18 protein-coding genes are annotated in these 22405 nt (G+C 41.7%); 1 reads left to right on the top strand and 17 read right to left on the bottom strand.

Annotation, left to right across the window (positions count from 1 at the left end; genetic code table 11):
- The first annotated feature begins 27 nt into the window (after window positions 1-27).
- Window positions 28-927 carry a helix-turn-helix domain-containing protein gene (locus ACK8P5_RS13900; protein WP_422656873.1) on the top strand — a complete coding sequence of 300 codons (900 nt, stop codon included), beginning with the start codon at window positions 28-30 and terminating at the stop codon, window positions 925-927.
- Here the strand turns inward: ACK8P5_RS13900 and gshAB are convergent.
- The 17 genes from gshAB to ACK8P5_RS13985 form a co-directional block, all read right to left on the bottom strand.
- On the bottom strand, window positions 920-3274 hold the full coding sequence (gene gshAB / locus ACK8P5_RS13905) for a bifunctional glutamate--cysteine ligase GshA/glutathione synthetase GshB (RefSeq protein ID WP_422656874.1): 2355 nt from the start codon (window positions 3272-3274) through the stop codon (window positions 920-922). The genes ACK8P5_RS13900 and gshAB overlap by 8 nt on opposite strands.
- Before the next feature lie 19 nt (window positions 3275-3293).
- On the bottom strand, window positions 3294-4640 hold the full coding sequence (locus tag ACK8P5_RS13910; RefSeq protein ID WP_422656875.1) for an MATE family efflux transporter: 1347 nt from the start codon (window positions 4638-4640) through the stop codon (window positions 3294-3296).
- A 116-nt stretch (window positions 4641-4756) separates the two neighbouring features.
- On the bottom strand, window positions 4757-5074 hold the full coding sequence (locus ACK8P5_RS13915) for an ArsR/SmtB family transcription factor (RefSeq protein WP_422656876.1): 318 nt from the start codon (window positions 5072-5074) through the stop codon (window positions 4757-4759).
- A gap of 192 nt (window positions 5075-5266) precedes the next feature.
- Window positions 5267-6505: an alpha-L-fucosidase gene (locus ACK8P5_RS13920; RefSeq protein WP_422656877.1), complete on the bottom strand. Its 1239-nt coding sequence runs from the start codon at window positions 6503-6505 to the stop codon at window positions 5267-5269.
- 124 nt (window positions 6506-6629) lie between these two features.
- Window positions 6630-7802 carry a glycoside hydrolase family 88 protein gene (locus tag ACK8P5_RS13925; protein WP_422661477.1) on the bottom strand — a complete coding sequence of 391 codons (1173 nt, stop codon included), beginning with the start codon at window positions 7800-7802 and terminating at the stop codon, window positions 6630-6632.
- Between the two features lie 33 nt (window positions 7803-7835).
- Window positions 7836-10208 (bottom strand): helix-turn-helix domain-containing protein, encoded by a 2373-nt coding sequence (locus ACK8P5_RS13930; protein ID WP_422656878.1) that lies wholly within the window; start codon window positions 10206-10208, stop codon window positions 7836-7838.
- Between the two features lie 95 nt (window positions 10209-10303).
- The gene (locus tag ACK8P5_RS13935) at window positions 10304-12004 is read right to left on the bottom strand and encodes an alpha-L-fucosidase (protein ID WP_422656879.1); all 1701 of its coding nucleotides are present in this window, start codon (window positions 12002-12004) and stop codon (window positions 10304-10306) included.
- 10 nt (window positions 12005-12014) lie between these two features.
- Window positions 12015-12893, bottom strand: coding sequence for a carbohydrate ABC transporter permease (locus ACK8P5_RS13940; RefSeq protein ID WP_422656880.1), 879 nt, complete (start codon window positions 12891-12893; stop codon window positions 12015-12017).
- 14 nt (window positions 12894-12907) lie between these two features.
- Complete coding sequence (locus tag ACK8P5_RS13945) at window positions 12908-13798, bottom strand: ABC transporter permease (RefSeq protein ID WP_422661478.1); 891 nt, start codon at window positions 13796-13798, stop codon at window positions 12908-12910.
- Between the two features lie 130 nt (window positions 13799-13928).
- On the bottom strand, window positions 13929-15533 hold the full coding sequence (locus tag ACK8P5_RS13950) for an ABC transporter substrate-binding protein (protein ID WP_422656881.1): 1605 nt from the start codon (window positions 15531-15533) through the stop codon (window positions 13929-13931).
- 290 nt (window positions 15534-15823) lie between these two features.
- The gene (locus ACK8P5_RS13955; RefSeq protein ID WP_422656882.1) at window positions 15824-16393 is read right to left on the bottom strand and encodes a helix-turn-helix domain-containing protein; all 570 of its coding nucleotides are present in this window, start codon (window positions 16391-16393) and stop codon (window positions 15824-15826) included.
- A 33-nt stretch (window positions 16394-16426) separates the two neighbouring features.
- Entirely contained in the window at window positions 16427-17395 is a 969-nt protein-coding gene (locus ACK8P5_RS13960) for an NAD-dependent epimerase/dehydratase family protein (RefSeq protein WP_422656883.1), read from the bottom strand.
- Window positions 17396-17410: 15 nt separating this feature from the next.
- A complete protein-coding gene (locus tag ACK8P5_RS13965; protein ID WP_422656884.1) occupies window positions 17411-18601 on the bottom strand; it encodes a glycine C-acetyltransferase in 1191 nt (396 codons plus the stop codon).
- A gap of 255 nt (window positions 18602-18856) precedes the next feature.
- Window positions 18857-19732 (bottom strand): phytanoyl-CoA dioxygenase family protein, encoded by an 876-nt coding sequence (locus ACK8P5_RS13970; RefSeq protein ID WP_422656885.1) that lies wholly within the window; start codon window positions 19730-19732, stop codon window positions 18857-18859.
- A gap of 111 nt (window positions 19733-19843) precedes the next feature.
- Complete coding sequence (locus tag ACK8P5_RS13975; RefSeq protein WP_422656886.1) at window positions 19844-20716, bottom strand: helix-turn-helix domain-containing protein; 873 nt, start codon at window positions 20714-20716, stop codon at window positions 19844-19846.
- 119 nt (window positions 20717-20835) lie between these two features.
- Window positions 20836-21885 carry an aminoglycoside phosphotransferase family protein gene (locus ACK8P5_RS13980; protein ID WP_422656887.1) on the bottom strand — a complete coding sequence of 350 codons (1050 nt, stop codon included), beginning with the start codon at window positions 21883-21885 and terminating at the stop codon, window positions 20836-20838.
- A gap of 70 nt (window positions 21886-21955) precedes the next feature.
- Window positions 21956-22300, bottom strand: a complete 345-nt coding sequence (locus ACK8P5_RS13985; protein WP_422656888.1) for a DUF4181 domain-containing protein — start codon at window positions 22298-22300, stop codon at window positions 21956-21958.
- Window positions 22301-22405 lie beyond the last annotated feature (105 nt).

Here is a 22405-nt window from a genome sequence, read left to right on the forward strand (position 1 = left end):
AATCTTGCGGTTTGGAGGACACGATCATTGAATACCATAATATCTAACCAATACATGATGATGCTCAGCGATATTTACCCATTCAATATGTTCGTTCCTGAAAGGATGGGTAAGACATTATTCCCTCCTCATTGGCATGATGAATGTATTGAGATCATCCTGTTTGTCGAAGGAAATGCTGAACTTCACATCGGAGGTGAGTCTTACCTTGCTACAACAGGGGACCTATTCTTAATTGGTGAAGGTCTGATACATAGTGGATATATCGTGGATGAGATGCCTCGTTATTATACGATCTTGCTTGATCGACATCGATTAGTCGGATCTGACTTAAATAGTGTCGAATACGGAGCTCTGCTCACTGGTAAACTTAATCTACCTACTCTTGTCCAATCGAACCATCCGCACTATGATAAACTTCTACAAATTGTTAATACTGTTATTTATGAATTCCTTCATCGAGATCTCGGTTTTGAAGCTGCTGTTAAATCCAATCTGCAAATACTGTTGATATTGTTCTCTCGCTTATTTCGCTCATCTACAGACGATAATGCCTTGAAGCAGGAAGCTTATCGCCGTAAAGTGGAACGACTGAAAGATGTCATATCCTTCGTAGAGCACAACTATCAAGACAAAATTACCGTTTCACAAGCAGCTGAGATTGCAAGTATTAGTCCTTATCATTTTTGCAGAGTGTTTAAAGATGCCGTTGGTCGTACGTTTAACGAATACGTGCAATTGTATCGAATTGGCAGAGCAGAGAAGTTAATTAAAGAGACAGACCTGCCTATCACAAGAGTTGCCGAGCTTGCGGGCTTTGGAACGATACACTATTTGGACGAACTATTTAAACGACATCGTGGTTGTACGCCCCTTCAATTCAGAAAAAGATCGCTTTCTAACAGAAAACCCGATGGAGCTATTTAAAACTCCATCGGGTCTTATATTCCTTAAATAGTAAGTCCAAAATCTTCTCCGCTGCCATTCGATTCTTACCTTTATAAGGGTAGCAGTGAATATGGATCGCTGGGTTAAAGTTAATCTCAATAATACTATAATTATCCTCTGCTGCTTCTTCTGAGATATGGTCGATCATCATATCAACTCCGCAGATTGTTGCCCCTGCAGCTTTAGCTGATTGGACAGCAATTTGCTTGTAGCTATAAGGAATTTCATCTGTGTAATCAAGACTGTCTCCACCCGTACTAATATTCGAATTCTCGCGTAGATAAATGATCTCACCAGCCTGTGGTATATCGTACCAAGTGTGACCATGGTTCTTCAGGAACATCGTTTCCGCTTCTCCGAGTTGAATCTGTTCAAGAGGTGTCTTATACCCGCGTCCCCTAAGAGGATCTTTATTCTTCTCATGCACAAGGTCCTTAATGGTATGAACACCATCTCCAATTACATTTGCAGGGACTCGGTGTAATACTCCGACTACTTCATCTCCCATGACTAAAAAGCGATATTCCTTTCCGCTCACGAACTCTTCCAAAAGAACAGTCCGATCATGCTTGAACGCGATTTGGAATGCCTTCTCATAGTCGTCTTTCGAATACTCACGATTAAAGATCGTAATGCCTAAGCCGAAATTTGTTGACTTGGGTTTAATAACAATCGGTTTATCCCTGTACTTCATGTACTTGGACATGGCTTCACCAAGGCTTCGAAATGCTTCCCCTACAGGTACACGTATCCCTTGCTGCTTGAGCACTTCTTTTGTTACGACTTTATTCTCCATTATTAGTACTGTGCTGTAAGAGTCTAGTGATGTTTTTGTCGCTTGCTTCACATATTCCGTATGATCACCTTTAGTAAGCCGTACGAAATTCTCATCTCGATCCACCAAGTCAAACCGAATGCCTCGTTTCACCGCTGTCTTTAACAGTAGCTGCGTGGACAACTCTAAATCTTCATATCCTGTAAATCGATATCCGTTCTGAATACTCTCCTCAGCATACTGCTTCGCTTTATCCAGATGATAATGTAGATAGGAAGAAAGAAGTATCTCCGATTTGACGATTGCGGCAGAGCTAAGTTCTGGGTTCTCAATGATTCTCTTTGCTTTGTCTAACCATTCGAATAACTGCTCATCATCAGGCTTTAGTAGCTGTACCATTTTCATCATCTCTTGAATACAAGTCAATGCAATCTCTTCCAGGGACTTCTCAGTGTTCTCTTGATGATGTGCCTCATTCTTTATCCCATGCATGATTAATAGATCATGATTATAATCTGCTAGTCTCTGATCTTCATGACTGAAAGACTCGTCTTCTTTAAGCAGCATAAAAATAATAAACAGATGGACAAGCCTCATCGTTTCCTGACTTATCCCAATTTTAAACAGAGGATTCAAGTCAATGAAACGAAGCTCTAAATAGGCTATTCCATCCTGCAGCAGCTCTGCTAAGGGGTCCTCCCCTCTCGCTGTCTTCAATCTGACGGGACTGTAGTATTCCTTAACGGTTAATAGCTCTCCAGATTCAATCAACTGTTTCAAATCATGTACATATTCATCTACTGAATTTAACGATACATATAGCGGCCTTTCATTTCGATATCCACATTCGCTATTCCGAAGTGAGTTCATGTTGGATACATAGTAGCTTTTCTTGTCTAAGGTTTCTCCACGCGCGACACATTGTTCCATATAAGTCTTATCAAAGACTGGGCTTGCCCCAGTTAAATAAATCAGAAGCCAGCGATATCTGAGCAAATTACGGGTAACCCGAAGATAGATATGATCCTTAAAATCCTTGTATTGCTCCTCACGATCTTCAGCCTCATAAAGCCTTCTCAAAAACTCCTCTTTAAAGGAGAAATTATAGTGAATTCCGCTTAATAGTTGTCTTTTGCGCCCGTACTTGTCGGCAAGTTGATGTCGATACTGATCCGCGGACGGATCATTCATCTGTGCAATCGGAATCTTATGTTCATCAGGTAATGCTGGCGGATTACTGCTAGGCCACAAATACTCCTCCGTCAGTTCAAGCGACACAATATCATGCAGTGCTTCCATGAAGCCAAATGTTTCATCAATAGAGTCAAAAGATGGAGTTATCATCTCAACTTGACTCTCGGAGAAATCAGTCTGGATATACGGATTTTCTAACTTTTGTCCGAATGCCTTAGGATGCGGGGTTAACGCAAGTTTACCATGCTGATCCACTCTCACATTTTCTTTTTCCAGTCCAAAACGTCCATGAAAGAGTTCATCAGATAACTGTTGATTGATTAAAAGCTGGATTAGTTTATGATTTAATACTGCCATTTTGCTAGCCACCTTTTTATCAAAGTATTGTCTTAGTAGTTCCCTTCATTCTAAGAAGCGATCGATTGAACCAGAAGACGAGAACAACGCCCTTGAATACGCTGGTAAGCGAGATCGCCATCCACACACCATTTAATCCAAAGGGACCCGACAATAGAATGGCGAGTGGAATTCTTAATGCCGTAAGTGTAATGCTGAACATTGGAGGTATATGAGTCTTCCCTAACCCATTAAAAGCGCCTACTGTCATGAGCTCCAAACACATAAACAACTGGGAGTAACCGATTATTCGCATATAATTCGTACCCAGCTCTAAGCTGGATGCATCAGCAAGGAAAATGGAGAAGAGCTGCGCTGGAAATAAGATGAATATAAGGGATATAACGATGCCAAATACGGTGGTAAGGAGTAAGGATTTACGATACCCCTGTTGAATTCGATCCAATCGACGAGCTCCGTAATTTTGCCCAAAAAAAGCAGCAATAGCTCCTTGTAGCCCACCAATTGTCATGTAAGATATCGATTCAATTTGAATCCCGACTTTTTGGACTGCAATCGCATCGGCTCCAAAACGAACAATGATCTTCGCGATAATGATCGAAATGATCGTAAATGTGACTCTTTGGATAGTAATTGGAAGCCCCATTTGAATAACCTCTAACATTTGCCTTAGATTCCATTTCGATGAAGTACGGAATAAATCGCTATTCCTAGTCTGCCAGATAAAGACAATCGTCACGATTAGATTTGCAGTTACCGTTGCCAGTGCAGCTCCTGAAACGCCCCAACCTTCAAAACTCCCAATACCAAAAATGAATAAAGGATCAAGGACAATATTAACGACCAGACCAATCGTAAAAATCCGGAACGGCTGCTTGCTATTCCCCATCGAATTTAAGATTGTAGCGTATAGCATATTTACAATTGTAAATAGGGTGCCCATCATCGATATCACTAAGAAGTCAGAAGACATCTTCTCAACTTCAACACTTCCTAGATCAAAGAATCCTATAAGCTTTTGATTCGCTGCGAATACAAATGCCATATACAGAATTCCTATTAAAATCGACATAACAAATCCATTTTTCACGTATGACTTAGCTCTGTCTTGATCTCCTGAGCCCATACAGTGTGAAACTTTAATCCCCGTACCGATCGTGGTCATTGTCGATAATGCGATGGCTAAGTTAATAAAAAAACTAGCTGTGCCGATCGCAGCAACAGGACCACTCCCAAGCCTTCCTATCCAGATCATATCAACCAGACCATATGTAGTGGATATGAAATTCGTCGCAATAATCGGTAATGCCAATTTCATTAAGCTAGGCATAATCGGCCCTTGGGTTAAATCAATATTGCCCTTCATGTGTGTAAACCCCATCCTTCTACAACTCAGTTAAGAACCGACCACAAGGGCCGGTTCTACTCTTCAATCAATGTCTCTATTCTTATCCTCATCATAAGTCATGATACTCATGTATGTTAGTCGCATGTTAAGACATTTATTTTGTCTTGGATTTCTCCACTCAGAGGTGGTAAGTAATGAAATGCTTCCTTTAAATGCGGCTTATCTTCTACATAGAGAGAGTAATAAATCCATTGACCTCTTCGTTCTTCTTGAACCAAACCTGCATCCTTTAATTTACGAAGATGCTGACTAATATTCGGTTGAGTTGTCTGAAGTAACTCCACCAAATGACACACACACATCTCTTGCTGGTTCAGAATGGAGACCAGTGTTAAACGGGTCTTATCACCTAGCAGTTTAAACTGATCTGCCATCTCTTCCATCGAGATCATGGTATTAAATCCTCCCTACTTCGTTGTAATATAATTATCTTATATCTCACAAATTATATAATCAAGTAATTATATAATATAGTCATAATATTGACGTACGATTTATTTAATATCATTAACAATACAAAAGCACTCCATTACAGCTTAAATATGCTGCAATGAAGTGCCCCTAAATTTCACGTTGTTAACATTTTAAGAAACGACTGCAATCCTTACAACCAGATTATCTCCATACGGATATCCAGTAGCATGGAAGCATAATAGGCCAGACTCAGGATCATGTGTAAAAGATAATTCTTCATCATTATCAAGCCAACGTACGCTAGATACAGGCCGGTGCACTCCACTAAACGCTTTAGGTCCAGTACCACCACCATCAATCGTTACATTGGTATGACCATCGATAGCTAAATGGTGGATGAATAAATAAGAGGTTCCGTCCTCTGTCTCTAATGCAAAATTATCACCGATCCCTTTAATCTGACTTGGTTTGCCTTCATAAATCGGTTTCTCGTGTAAACGAACCCAATCCCCAATAACTTCAAGTGTTGCTTCCTGAAGCTTCGGAATTTGTCCTCCTGCTGTCGGCCCCACATTGAGAAGGTAGTTAGCCCCTACTTTTCGGCATGCCGAAAGACTCTCAATTAACTCACCTGTCGATTTATTAGAGAAATCATTCGTGCCAATTCCCCAATGTCCATTGATCGTCTGACACATCTCTGCTGCTACATATTTACTCATGCCTTGCCTGTTCATGGCTGACGGACGCCCTTGCTCAAAGGTTACACTATCAAGCTCCGGATGACCTATTTCACCCCGATGATCAAGTCCTGTATTATTAATAATCATCGCTTCAGGCTGTAAGCGGCGAATCGTACCATACAACTCGTCAAGCTTCCAATCGGCGTTAGGCTTACTCCAGTTACCATCGAACCATAACCCACCAATGGGTCCGTAATATGTACATAGAACTTCAACAGATGCACGTAGATACTCTAAATAAGCATCGAAATCATCTTGGAAGCTCGGCTGGTACCAATCCAGTGTCGTATGATAAAAGAATGGGATAATTCCCGCTTTTCTACAGCCTTCTACAAATTCAGCGATCAGATCTCGACCAGCCGGGCTATGCGGAGCGTCGAAATCAGATAATCCGCGTGTATCATATAAAGAGAATCCGTCATGATGCCGAGTTGTTAGTACAATATATTTCATACCCGCGTTTTTGGCTGTCATCGCAATTCGATCTGCATCAAATTGATCTGCGTAAAACGTATCTTTCAACAATGCATACTCATCCATTGGAATTCCCTTAATATGCTGAGCCCACTCCCCCTGCCCTAGCTGTGAATAGAGTCCCCAATGAATGAACATACCGAAAGCTTGTTTCTCAAAATTTGCGATTCTCGGTAATGGCACCGGGATCGTCATGTTGCATCTACCTTCTCTCATGATTTACTAAGCGTTCACGCTTGTGCTTCCTATTGTAGGATGTATAGAAACCGCTTACAACTATTTTTGATATAATCATGTATTGTATTTCCTAGACTTTTTTTCACCAATACATTTCCCAGTCTTTTAAAACCCTTACCAGAGCCTCCAAATAGTAATAATCACCCCAGATACAGCATTCATTTACTCCGTTGCCAAGCGGCTTTCCATATACAGCATGCTTTAGTATCCCGTTGGAATGAGGTAAGGATTTAGTTGTATAATTTTCTGTCAAAGAATCCAGTATCCTTAGTGCCGCATTCTCATAAATTCGTCGATTCGAATGAGAGAGCGGCAGATGTTTGGCAAGTTCCAGCATACCGCATACCGATATCGCAGCTGCTGAACTATCCTTCTCTTCTTCACCCTCGGTGAATATCAAATCCCAATAGCAGACATAATCCTCAGGCAATCGATTCAGGTAATAATTCGTGACGCGTACAGCATCATGAAGTAAATAACTATCCTTTGTATAAACATAACTGAGCGGAAGGCCATACATAGCCCAAGTCTGACCACGGGACCAACAAGAGTCATCCGCATAACCTTGAGCTGTTCGACCGTATAAAGGCTCACCACTTTCAACATCCATATAATACGTATGAAAAGTGGATGTATCTTCTCGAATTAAATATTTGGCAGATTGTCTTGCATGGCTCTGTGCTGCATGATAATACTTAGAATCTCCGGTTTCCTCCGATGCCCAATATAGTAAAGGTAAATTCATGCAGCAATCAACAATCATCCGTCCGCGCTGTGATGGATTATCCAGCTTACCCCAAGCTTGAATAATACCTGCTTTCTCAAAATACCGCTCCATCAACAAATCAGCAGCTGCTATTGCTGTCTGTTTAGCCTCTTCATTCCCAGTTAGCTTATAACTAGCTATACAGGATAGGGAGTACAAGAATCCAAGATCATGTGTTTCTGTTGCAATTCGCTGGTCTACTCGTTTCTTATAACTCTTGAGCTGCTTCTCCGCTGCCATTTGGTATTTATCATCCCCTGACACTTCATAAGCAAGCCATAGCATTCCTGTCCAGAAGGACGAGGTCCATTCGGTGTTTTCAATCGGTTCATAAATATTACCTCGGCTTGCAGGAGCGGGGAATTTTAAAGAGAACGTATCAAGATTTTGATCAATGCGCTTAAGTACAAATCCGATGGCTGATTCGACCTTTTGCTTCGTCCAGACTGTCGTTTCACCATATTTCAAAGGATCCAATATTTGTTCCATCATTCTAAGTAATACTCCTCTCTCGATCGCTAATTATTCGCCACTTGCACTCACCCGATATTTGCCTGGCGTTACACCCTCAAGTTTCTTAAATGCACGAATGAACACAACATCGTTCGTGTAGCCTACCATTTGAGCAAGCTGTGCATTTGTCATATCCGAGCTCTTCATCAATCGCTTCGCAGTATTAATTCGTTCACGAGTAATGTGGTCGGTGATATTGAAATTGTTTATCTTCTTAAAGAATGATGAGATGTATTGAGGTGTCATACCGAAATGGTCTGCAATCATGGTTAGCCCAAGACCAGGATCCGTTAAATGGTGATCGATAAATACCATAATGTCCTCTGACAGTTGCTTGCTATGATTGCTGTGTTCCGTTCGAAACAGACGTGTCAGTTGATCGTATAACCGCTTGGTTTCAGCATGCATCTGATCCGCTGTTGTACAAGAGAATATATGCTTTACAGGATCAAAGCTAGGTCCGAGCAAGCGTTCATGGTCGGTGTTGGTCAAATTCATGATTTTCAGAAAAGTACTTATTATATTGAAAAATAGACATCTGCCTAGTTCTGGTGTTAAGCCTACTGAACTGAAATTCATCGCATATATTTTATCCAGCAGCTTCCCGACATTTTCGGTGTCACCGCTCTTCACATGGTTAACGAGTTGGATCTCGAAATCGATAGGATAGTAGTAATGATGTTTAAAATCCCGTATAGCTCCGAAATGAGTAATGGTTTCTTTCCCACTGAACATCTCATAATCGAGTGCAGCCACCGCTTCCAAATATGCGCCTCCGATCTCGCTTTTTCCTTGATGAACACAACTTACCCCAATCGTAACCGAAAGACGAAAGCGTTCCACAAGTATATCCTGAAGTTTTCTAGCCATATCTTGTAGGAAGCAATCAGCCTCTGAACGATCTATTTCATCAAAATTGAGCAAGATCGCAACCTGATCACGTTCCAACTCGACCGAAAAGCCCTGATGAAGCGTACTAGCCATATCTGAGCCAATATTCGAGATGATAAATCGAATTTGGGTCCAGTCTTGCTCCGATTGCTCCGGAAATAGCTGGCTGATATCTGCTGCTCGAACCAGAATCACTGCAAATGTGTCAGATATGAAATGAATTCCCATCAAGGAGAGGGAAGACTCTTCTTTCTTCCTTACTTCATCAAGATCGATATATCCACGAATGAGCTTCTGTAAGAAATTAGCACGAACAACCGGTGTTTGCTGAAACAGTCGTTCACTTAAATGTCGTTCGTTAAGGAAAGAACCCTCAATGGTCTGCAGTATGAAATCATATTCGTTAGCGTCTGGTTTACTTTGCACTTGTTTCCCGCGCAAAATCGTATCCACAACCAGCTTCAACGGGCTATATTGACGATATGCGAACCAACATGCGATGAGTCCCCCTATAACAAGGGATATGATGAACATCAACAAAGCCATGTTCTTAATTTGTGTCACTCGTTGCATGAAACTGTCCATAGGCATCACCGATACATAATACCAGCCCGCCTCTTTGGATTCGGTGAATGTCACCATACGATCCGTATCGTTTAACGTTTCTTTAAACAATCCCGAGGTGCTTGTCAGCCTCGATGTGATCTGACTAGATAATTCTGAAACCGATCTTGAACTTGCTATAACTTTGTTGTTCCGATCGATAATATAAAGTTCACTATCATAAGCGGTTTCGATCTGCTGGAACATCTCTTGGATCTGCTCGCCATCGATCAATATAACGAGGGAGCCCCTTATTGCAGAAACTTCATGAATCGGAAGGGACTGTACGTACGTGATTACTTCTGTCGGATGGCCATCTCCATTATTAGGATCCTGAAGCAACACCTCTGATGGCAGATATGACCCGTTATAATAAGTGCCAAGAATCTCTTTTTTCCATGTCTCAATATTCATATTTTTAAATCTGTAGTATTTATCGTAGAATGACTGTGAATCGGTCCGTAAACCGGGTTTTAGAATCACTTCTCCTGCTTGCAAATGAATATAAAAGTCATATATGAATCCGCTTACAAACGATTGGTAACGACTAAGATAATCACGGATGAACTCCACCTGTTTATAAGACTCAGAAGAATCATTGCGATTGAGATTAAGCAGATAAGCCAATTTGGAATTAAATACAATCTGCTTGGCCAGTATATCTACTTCTTTAAGCTTACTGTCCATGGAAAGACGCAGTTGTTCCAGCATCGCCGAATTCGAACGTTCCGCATTATTTTCCATCACGTTCTCCACCTGCTCATATAGGAAGAACCCTACAATCATAGGCAGCAAAAGGACAAACATATACGAAACGATCATCGTTTTTAAGACACGTCTACGGCTAATTTTTCGCTTACCGTTCAGAAGGCGGGATATAGAGATCATGAAGCACTCCTCCAAGAAAATAAATGGAAACCTATCATCTTGAATCCTTCGCCAAGCTGCCTCCCCATCCCTTTAAATCATAAATACAATGTACTTTAAAGTTGAATTAATCGAACAGAACGAAGCTTGACTGCTGCCGCTTGCCATATTTCCGGCCCTTTCGCTTTAGGCTTCACATGTTTGCTCGATAGCATTAACTCATAAGATCCCGGTGTATCAATCACAATTCGCCCAAGTGTAGAACGAATCTCGGTATAAGGGTGTTGACAAGATATGGATTCAATGACAATCAAATCTTCCTTCGGTATAGTGGCCAATCTCTGATCAGCTGCTTGAATGATCACCTCATGATCATATTCTTTAGCCCAATCTGTGCCTGTTCTGACGAAATTGATAAGCTCAACTTCAAATACACCTGATCCTGCCACCTTAAATGTCCACCTTGCAACGTTCATTTCATCGCCCTCAGTGATATCAGATAACACCAAATCGAGCTTAACTGAGCCCTTCGCCTGTTGTATAAAACTTGAATCCACTTGGATTTCACCTTCAACATCGAGCGCTATAACTGATACGTATTGTTCTGATGTAAGTTCGGGTAGTTCTACTCGCATCACATGCTGATCTGTCTCAGGGTAAAAGTGCTGCTTCACTACCAGCGGATGACGAGTCTGGTCAGACAATACAAAAGCTCTGTTTACCTTAGACTTCAGTCCATTAAGTACTAAGCCCTCAATAGGCCATTCAGAATGATATACATGCAGGAATATTGTCTTTTTTTTCACAGTAATGGCTCCCCATTCGAACTCATACGGAAACGGACTTGCACTTGTGCCGTATACCGCCTCACCATTACGATCAAGCCAAGCGCCTATTTCTTCCAAACGATCAATGGAATTCACAGGAATTACTCCTGTGTCCGTTGGCCCTACATTTAACAGAAGATTCCCCCCCTTACTTACGATATGAACCAGTTTACGAATGAGGGAGGCTGTAGATTTCCACACTTGATCCTTCATGCTATAGCCCCAAGATTGGTTCAGGGTCATCGGTGTCTCCCATTCACGAGTTTCTTCACCATTCATCGGGATTTCATTATCCCCTTTTGATTGATAATCACCAAAATCTGGCCAATGACTTACCCGGCTGTTAATTAAGCAGTTCGGCTGAAGCTCCCGGATCATGTTGACGATGGCTTCGCTCTCTTTCCTCGATAAGCCCCCTGACGTATCGAACCAGAGGAGACCAACAGGGCCATATTCGGTAAGCAATTCACGTATTTGTCCTTTCGCTTTGTTATTCCAATAACTAAAGAAAGCCTTTTTCTCCAATTCAAAATCCCATAAATTATTATACGTATCATGTAGGGCGTGAGGATGATGCCAATCAATGACATGGGAGTAATAGAAGCATAGTACTATTCCCTCCTCACGACATGCTTCGGACAGTTCTTTCAGCGGATCTCGCCCAAACGCAGATGCATCCACGATATTGAATGGATCCGAATGTGAATGGTACATGGCAAATCCATCATGATGTTTCGCTGTAATGACGATATATTTCATGCCGGCTCTTTTGGCACATGCTACCCACTCTTTGGCGTTAAATTGATGCGGATCGAACTTTGCAGCAACTGATTCATACTCCTGAACAGGGATTTTAGAGGCATACATGACCCATTCCCCTTTACCAAGCACGGAATACACGCCCCAGTGAATAAACATGCCAAATTTAGCATCCTTCCACCACTCCATTCGACTACTTCGTTCTAATGAAGATTCCAAAGAATTAATCATGATCACCCTCCTATTCTTTAATGGCACCAATCAATACACCCTTAACAAAATATTTCTGCAGAAATGGATACAGAATCAAAATGGGAAGTGTAGATACGATGATCGTCGCATATTTGATCGTGTCTGCGATGGCAATCTTATCCCCTGATGCTTCAGTCATCATACTATCCGTTGTATTCGTGATCAGAATCTCACGAAGCACCAATTGAAGCGGGAACAGCTCCCGATCTCTCAGATAAATCAGCGCTCCGAAATACGAATTCCAGTGTCCGACAGCGTACCATAATATCATGACCGCAATAACGGGCATGGACAGTGGAATGATAATTCGAAACAAGATGATCAAATCATTAGCGCCATCAATCTTGGCGGATTCCTCTAAACTCGCGGGAATGGACTGAAAAGCAGTCCGCATAATGATCATATTGAATGTGCCAATCATGCCAGGAATCAGCATTGCCCAAATGGTATTCAACATGCCCAAATTATTAATTAAGAGATAAGTCGGAATGAGCCCTCCGCCGAAGAACATCGTGATTACGATAAGCATCACCAGTATATTCTTGAAATACAAGTCTCTACGCGACAGAACATAAGCACCTATAGCTGTAGCAATCAGGTTGATAATCGTACCTGCCACAACATAGATGAGCGTGTTACGGTACCCTGTCGTGATCATCGGATTTTCAAACACTGCTTTATAAGCACCAAAATCAATATCTAGCGGTGCGAGCAGCAAGCCGCGATGCTGCGCTAATGCGCTAGGATCACTCATCGAAGCGAAAGCAACATACAAGAACGGGTATAAGGTAAGGAAACAGAGACCGATCATGATCAACACGTTCATACACGAGAATATTTTTTCTCCGGTGGATAATTTATTTACCATTAGATTCGGTCCTCCTACCACAGTTTATGAGTACTGACCCGCTTGCTGATCGAATTCGCCAGGACAAGTAAGATAAAGCTAACGACGGAGTTGAACAAACCAACAGCGGTTGTAAAGCCATAATCGGTCTCCAGAACCCCACGTCGATAGACAAACGTAGAGATAACATCCGCGGTTTCATAGGTAAGCGGGCTGTACATCAGCAGTACCTTCTCACTACCTACACTGAGCATGGAACCCATATTGAGAATGAATATGATAATGATGGTTGGTAGCATACCCGGTAACGTAATGTGAAGCATCTGTTTCCAGCGTCCTGCACCGTCCATCTTGGCTGCTTCGTATAATGTTGGGTCAATTGTGGCGATCGCTGCTAAATAAATAATGGACCCCCATCCAACACCCTGCCATATACCAGAGCCGACAAATAAAGTACGGAACCATCCCGGTTCACTCATGAACGGAATCGATTCTATACCGAAAAAACCTAATAGCTGATTAATTAAACCATCTCTTGAGAGAAAATCAAACATAATACCAGTCACGACAACAATGGAGATGAAGTGAGGAAGATAGGTGATCGTCTGGACTGCCCGCTTAAATAAACGGCTGCGGATTTCATTGAGAAGAAGTGCGAGAATAATTGGAGCGGGAAACGCAAAGATGAGCTCATAAATATTGATCAGTATCGTGTTGCGGAGCAGACGGTCGAAATAATAGCTCTGAAAGAAGTTACGAAAATGATCAAATCCGACCCATTTACTCCCCCAGATCCCATCGGCAACACTGAAATCCTTGAAAGCCATCAGTAGACCATACATCGGTCCATAATGAAAAATACCGTAATACAAAATAACAGGAAGCGCCAATATATAAACATATTTGTTACGTCTAAGGTCCTTCATTATCGTTGTCCATTTTCCTTTACGCTGCCTAAGGGAATGGTTCTGTACACTAGACAAATCGTTTCCTCCCTTCTAGAAAAATAGTTCACTCAAGAGCGGGTGAGACATTCTTCTCCCGCTCCCATTTAGATTACCGTTTTGCGTAACGCTCTAAAGCTTTTTGCTGAATATTTAGCGCTTCTTCCAAACCCATGCTTTGAATCGTCTTAACATATTTATCAAAGTTATCCAAAGGTTCTGCGCCCATGACAAACTTCAAGTACATCTCGTCCTTGTAAGTGTTTATATCCGTCATAATGGATGCATAGCGACTACTCTCCGATTGTGTCGGAGTCGTTCGCGGCATCTTTTTCTCCATGGTTGGCTCTGCCCAGATGATCTTGGATTCCAATTGATCTGGCTCCGTTGTATATTGTTCATCAAACCGTATATCAAGCATAAACGGTCCACTGAAGGTAGCGCGGTTGTGCTTAGACATCGACTGAATCAGCGGTAGTCCAGATGGATCATTCTTCACTTCGGGCTTAAATACGGGCTTCCCGTCTTCCATCGTGTAGCTAACGCCCTCTTTACCAAAATTGAATAACAACGTGCCTTCCTCAGAGTATGCATAATCAAGCCACTTGACGGTTTCGATCGGGTTTTTATTACTCGTCGTAACCGCTGCTCCAATACCAGTATATGCTGGATCCTTGTAACCCCAAATCTGCTTGTCACCTTTGTTCATGACAGGATACGGAGCGGCGATCAGCCTAAAGTCTTTATCCTTTTCTTTCATCAGCGTACCGTACTTGCCAATCCCACTACCTGTATAAAGAACAGCCGACCCAATCTGTCCACCCGTGATTTTTGCCTCAAGCATTTTGTCATCAGTTGTCGCAAAATCTTGATCGATCAATCCTTCCTTATACCACGCATTCATAAGTGTCAGAAACTCTTTGAACTTTGGATCTATTGGGCCGTATTTCACTTGTCCAGCCTCTTGATAATATCCAGCATTAATCCCCCATGCACCAAGAAATGCAGTGGTGGTGTCAACATCCCCTTTTGCCAAGTACAGCGGTATCTCATCTGGCTTTCCGTTACCGTTCGGATCCTTCTGTTTAAACGCTTTCAAAACGGCGTACCATTCATCTATGGTTGTAGGCATTTGAAGTCCTAGCTTATCAAGCCAATCCTGGCGAATTGTAGGTCCCAGAAACACTTTAAGTTTGTCGTCAGTACGAAGGAACGGGAACGCATATATGCTGCCGTCATCAGTCATGATCTCCTTCTTCCATTCAGGATGTTCCTCTAGGACCTTCTTAAAATTTGGAGCATGCTTATCAATTAAATCATTGAGTCTGATGATTTTCCCGTCTTTAATTGCCTTTTCCGGACCACCTGGATACCCAGCCCATGAATATTCGATTACATCAGGAAGCTTATTCGATGTCATCATTAGATTGAATTGCTCTGTTGCCTGTTGACCCTGTGGTGGATGCTGGAAATCCACCTTCACGCCAGTTACGTTCTCTAGCTCTTTGTATGCTTCGATGTCATTGTAACTTTTCATAGTCGCTGATACTTGAGTAACCATTTGAACCCAATAGGTTAAATTCGTCAGCGCAGACGGAGATTCAGAATCTTCCGCTGTCTTTGGTTTTTCTCCTGATGAACCATTACAGCCTGCTGCAGTCATGACCATAACAACCGTAAGCATAACGATCCAAAATGGCTTAAACTTTTGCTTCATAAACATCATTCGCCTCCCTTTTCATTTTCGTTACTTTAAATCTTGATTTGATTGTTTGTTATTCAACTACTTTACAGATGATTTTGATGCTTGAACACTGCTGTGTTTTCTGATTGTGCAGTATAAACTTAAGCTGACCTACTGATTAAACTTAATATTTGTCTGACTTTATTTAAGATAGAACAGCCGCCCGTAACACAATACAGCCGACTGATCACATCGGGCTCTATTGTATTACGGGCGGCATCAATTTTGTTTATCCAATTAGAAATAACGAGTTCATAAAGTGTTTACCCGCGAGCAGCGGCATCTGCATAATAAATGACGGTATAGAATTTCGTGATGTCTTTACCCGGATTGTGGTAGCGGTGTGGACGGTTTGCAGCAAAATGAACGGAATTCCCTGCTGGAACGATATAGCTCTCGTCATGAACCCACAATTCAAGCTCCCCCTGATGCACAAAAATATATTCTTCGACTCCCTCATTATGTGCTTCCGATCCATAATCACAGTTCGGTTCCATGACAACCATATAAGATTCGAATTTCGTTCTTAAGTTATAAGCGAACAAAGGATAGGAACGGTAAGCTCCTTCTTCCTCTAGAAAAGGCTCGATATCGTCTGGTGATACAACATCTACATCGACCTCTGCCTCTTCAATAAGAGCTGTAAAAGAAATACTCAGCCCATTAACGATCCGCCACAATACCGAAATTGTTGGATTCGAATCCCCACGTTCGATTTGTCCAAGCATCGCTTTACTTACACCTGTTAATCCAGCAACGTTATCCAGGCTTAAGCCTCTTGATTTACGGATCGCTTGTAGATTTTTTCCTACTTTTTTATGAATGGGTTCCAATCGATCAACTGCCTCCTTCTAATACCGCTGCTATTAACTGATCTTCGTCTGACCTGTTTGCAGCTTCTGCGTAAGCTTTGATACCATATCATCGGTCATATGGTCTAAATCATATTGTACATCAAAGCCCCATTCTTCGCGCGATGCTGTTGTATCGATGGAATCCGGCCACTCTTCCGCAATCTTCTGACGGATCGGGTCCACTTCATAGCGTAGAACAAAATCCGGTATATGTCTGCGAATGCTCGCTGCTATCGTCTCTGGATCAACACTCATTGCGGTCACATTAAAAGCATTACGATTCTTCAGTTTGGTTGAATCTGCTTCCATTAAAGTGATGATTGACCGGACCGCATCCGGCATATACATCATATCAAGGAACGTTCCCTCCTTAATATAAGAAGTATATCTTCCAGCACTGACAGCCGCTCTATAGATGTCAACCGCATAATCGGTTGTTCCACCTCCAGGGGGCGCCGAGTGAGATATGAGTCCTGGGAAACGAAGACCGCGAGTATCTACCCCATACTTATAGAAATAGTAGTCGCACAACAGTTCTCCAGCCACTTTACTAACTCCATACATGGTATGAGGACGTTGAAGCGTGTTTTGCGGCGTTCCTTTCTTCGGTGTATCCGAACCAAATGCAGCAATAGAACTTGGAGTGAAAAATTGGCAGGAAAGTTCTCGCGCGGTTTCAAGACCACTAAGTAATCCTCCCATATTTAAGCGCCATGCCAGGGCAGGATCATGCTCTGCTTTTGCAGATAGTAGCGCAGCAAGATGGATGATGGTGTCTGCTCGATGTTCACTCGCTATCTCATAAAATGAAGTATTATTTGTTACATCTAGTATTTTAAAGGGACCCGATTGACAGGCATCGTTATCTGTCATTCGAATATCAGTTGCAAGAACGGCTTCGTTACCGTAAATCTGTCTGAGCTTCGTTACCAAGTCACACCCAATCTGACCTAATGCACCTGTTATCATAATTCTTTTCATAGCAGACTCCCCCTGTTATATCAGACCTAATTCGCGTCCAATCGTTTCGTATGCGGTAAGTGCGCGATCCAGCATCTCTTGGGTATGAATTGCCGTTGGCATGTTGCGGACGCGGCCCGTACCCTTAGGTACGGTTGGGAAAACAATCGATTTCGCATAAATACCTTCTTCATAAAGCCGCTGACTGAATTTCTGAGTTGCTGCTTCATCTCCAATAATACATGGTGTGATCGGAGTCTCTGTTTTGCCAATGGAAAAGCCTAGATTTCGTAGCCCTTCTTGCAAATATTTTGTATTCTTCCATAGTTGCTCCTGAAGATCTTTACTGTTCTGCAAAATATGCACCGCTTCAATACATGCAGCCACCGTACCAGGAGGGAGTGCTGTTGAGAACAAGAATGGTCTGCTTCGTACCTTGAGCCAATCAATTAATTCACGTGAACCTGCTACATATCCGCCAACAACACCGATAGCTTTCGATAGCGTTCCAATTTGGAAGTCAATCTTGTCAGATAGCCCAAAATGCTTCACTGTCCCGGCTCCACCACCCAGTACTCCTGAACCATGCGCATCGTCGACATATGTGATAAGATCAAATTCATCCGCAATGGAAACGATTTCAGGAAGGTTTGCAATATCGCCATCCATTGAGAATACACCGTCTGTAATGACCATGACCTTCTCATACTGACCAGACTCCCTTGCAGCCTTAGCTTTATTACGCAGATCTTCCATATCTGAATGATTGAAGCGAATAACTTTTGCTTTCGTAAGACGGCATCCATCAATGATGGAAGCATGATTGAGCTCATCTGAGAGGATTGCATCTCCTGCACCCATAACGGCAGATATAGCAGCCATATTACAATTAAATCCAGACTGATAAGCTAGAACAGCTTCCGTTCCTTTAAATTGTGCTAGCTTCTCCTCAAGTTCTATATGGATCTGAAGCGTACCGTTAATACTGCGAACTGCTCCACTACCTGTACCGTATTGTCTAGTTGCCCGGATTGCAGCTTCCTTCAACCGATCATCATTCGCCAATCCTAAATAATTGTTGGAGGATAGATTCACGAATTCGCGGCCCTCTATTTGTATCAATGGACCATTCGGACTTTCAAGAGGCTGGATTGTATTATAAAGACCTTGATTTTTTAATTCCTCGAGATTGTGTTGTAAATAAGAGGTTAATGATTGACTAGCCATATGAAATTCCTCCCACTTTATAAATTTTGGTGGACCTATTCCCTGTTATTGTATGCAATAACATTCAAAAATGCAATATAACATACAAAAATATGTTATATTGAACACTACACACCAAAGAGTAAACAATTCGTCTTCGATATTGCAGCTGGTGCGGTTAAGCGCTCATAATAGAAAAAGCTGCTTGTCAGGTATGAACCTGCAAGCAGCTTTATTATGATCATTTGATGTTACACCTTTAAGTTTAAGCTCATATCATACACGATGCAGTTTTTGACCGGTATTGGCAGATAGAGCTTCTTTCCACATCTCACACCACTGCTTATAATCATTTAATACGCTATCTGGATTCGCTTCGCTGCGAACGACAAAATCGGGATGGGATGATCGGCCTGTTGGTTCCCCTGTTCTTTGGTAACGCAGATCAATGCTCCATCTCACGATATCAGATACATTCCACGTTCCACGATGAGGTGTATACTTGTTCATTATGACAATTCCACCTTTTAAGCACGGCACAAGTACAGGATCAGCTTTTGGCATTTGTTCAGGTACAATCGTAGTCCCATCATTGGAATAGTGTTTCAATTCACCTTGCTTCCATACGTCAGGGATTACTTCCATACAGCCTGTTTCGGCAACTGCGTCAACAAGAGGGAGCCAAAACGTAATAATATCGGATTGATCTGCTTCTTCAGTCGTAACGGCAGCATCCTGATGCCATGGAACATTCAAAGAGCTTGGTCCGCTATGAATCTCTGCAGGCACTTTACCTCGTATATGTTGAATTGGATTACACGTAATCTCCTTGCCGAGAAGACTCTCAACTACATCAAGTAAGTTGTCGTTACGGAGAAAATTGAACATCGGTTCTAATCGTGCCTCCATGATATCTAAACCGTACTGAATTTCTTGACTTTCGGCAAAAAGCTTAGCGAACCGTCTTTCAAATGGTTCGTCCTCGAAGAGATTTTTAATTTTCCCTTCCGCCTTCAACTCTTGTGCTCGGCGATCGATAAACTCAGCATAAGCTGAAATAACCGGTGCCAGATCTTCTTCAGTTAACACATTTTGAACAACGACATAACCGTTACTATGATACTGATCAATTTGTTCTTGAGACAATAACATCTCTTCAAGCCTCCTCATAATAAGGGTCTTAGGTAAGCCCTTTCATGAGTTCAGTATAAAGCGAGTTGGATGATGATAGAATGATCAATCTTATCTTGAACTTGAATTATATTATCCTTCAAGCTGCCTCCCCTGCTTCCGATACTCGGAAGGTGACACACCCGTTTTAGCTCGGAATAATCGCGTAAAATAAGTCGCATTTTCAAAACCCAAATGATCAGCAACCAAATATATCGGTAAATCGGTGTAAAGCATCTGTTTCATCGCTTCCTCCATCTTCATTTGCAAGAAAAACTGCTGTGGTGGCATCCCTGTCTCACGTTTGAATAAGCGGCACAAGTAATTGGGAGACAGGTGAACAAACTGAGACATCTCCTGCAGTGAAACATTACGGTGTACATTTGCTTGGAAAAGCTGCTTCAGTCGGGCTACAACATGGAAAGCTTTCTCACCTCTATCGGCATCGCTCCCGCCGCGCATCCTCAGAAGCACATCGATCGTTCGAAACATGAGATCTATCAACGTTATTACCCTTCTGTTTAACGAATCTTTCGACTTTTGTGCATCGATAACATTCTGAAAGCCATCCACAAGAAGAGGCTGAAGCGTTACCGGGATATGCAGTGGAATAGGCTGTTTAACAAACTCCTCATCAAGTGTAATTAGTTCTGTAAAGCTCATTGTTAACGGTTCTCCGATTTCATCGAGCAACAAAAAGGTGGATTCATAATTTGAAAGTGGTTGGTCATCACTAGCATAAAACTGATGTGGTACATTCGGATCGATGACATAAAGCATTCCTTCCTTCGCTTCCGTAAACGTCTCGCCAACTTGAAAACGTCCCTCACCTTCGGTGATAAACATGAGATGAAAGACCGGGTGGCTGTGTAAACCGGTGATCCTTCCTTTCCTACCGCTAATATGACGGGTGCTAATAAAATCAACAGCAATATTGTGATTGCCTGCTTTTAGCCTAAGATCCATTGTTGAGTTCCTCCTGCCTAACTCCCTACTCACATAGATTCAACAAGACACTATCAGTTTACATAATTTTCTTTATGTTGATTTCTTAGCTTTTACAATTAGGAAATGAGGATTTGTCATTAACTTCTCATACCACTTTCGTCTATACCTCCAATCCATTCTATACACTGAGGAATAATATCAGCATAGTCATTTAGTGCTTGAATAGTCTTTATCACTTCTCTTGTTCCAAGTTGTTGTTCCGAATCATCCGTGCTTTCCAGCCCAAGAGAACGCCTCATGTTATACGCTAGCCACTCTAGCTTCCCTTGGAAACCACAATTCAGAACATCCAGCCAGTTATCCGAAGCTTTCCCTCCATGATTCTGATAGGTGCGAATGACAGAGCAGAAAGCATCTTCACTTAGATTTCCAGATTCAAAACCTGACCAATACAATGCCACGTCAATCAGTTCTAGTGTTGGATTGGTTATTCCTGCTGCTTCCCAGTCAATAATCGTGGGCACCTTGTTTTTGTCCCATAACACATTCTTTTGATCTAAATCTCGATGACTGATAACACAATTGTTCATTAGTAATTTAGCTGAGGCGTCAGCTAGCTTATCCCAGTAATAAAGCTTATCTAAATGATCTAACAACAAAGATGACCATACTAGATTATCGCTTTGCCCTTTTATTGCATATTCATTCCAATCCACATGATCTGTAGTTAATACAGGTTCATTTTCACCTTCACTACGATCTAAGAGTTGCGTTAAATCGATTCTATGAATCTTCGCCAGAGTTTCTCCTATCGCTATGCAACAATCCATGTCAACGATCCCGGTAGGCAATGTCTTGCCTTGAATCCATGGAAACAACAAATAGTATTGCCCCTCAACTTCATGAATACAACTGCCTTTAGAGATGATAGCCGGAAGAGCATTTATTCCATTTTGGAGCGCCACATTAGAAACCTTTTCCGAAAAAATATAGTTATTCATGGCTGCATCACGCTTCATAATCTGTGGATTAAGAGCCTTCACAGCATATTCGTCTTTATCGGTTTTCAATTGATACATTCTATGTAAAAAACCGCCGTGTACTTGTTCTGGTTCAGTTGTTAGCTGTCCAAGATTGTACTTTTCACAAAGCTTACTAAAATTTATATGATAAATTGAATTGTCCATCGTTAGATCTCCTCTTGGTTGTAATGACATGAATACTAGCTTAACTCATTCAATTCTTCTATTAAATCTATTAAAATATAAAGATTAAAATATAGACGATACCTACAATTAGCGTAATTAGCGAAACGATATGTTCGTTGGACTCCCTGATAAATTTCCAGTAGAGAAATGAATTATATCCTAGCACGGTTACAATCATAATCAACCAAAACCATTTCGTATTATTCTCATCTAAAAAATCAAGGTTAAAGTATATAGTGAGAGCAATCGATGCAAAAATAATACCTCCCCAAATATACAGATGTTTTCCAGCTGTGTCATACAATTTTTCTGTATCTTTTGGAACAATCTTTGATCTCAAAACTATTTGTATGATAACAAGAAACAATGGAAAGATTGAAATTGCTGGACTCATAAGATATCTCCTCCTCCTTTTAAATGCACGTCTCTTTATACTTAACACACGAACACTGATTAAAGTTAGGTTTCAGTCAGATTTCATCATGGGAAACATAAATAA

The organism is Paenibacillus sp. EC2-1, assembly GCF_049311625.1.
Classification (GTDB): Bacteria; Bacillota; Bacilli; order Paenibacillales; family Paenibacillaceae; genus Paenibacillus_AQ.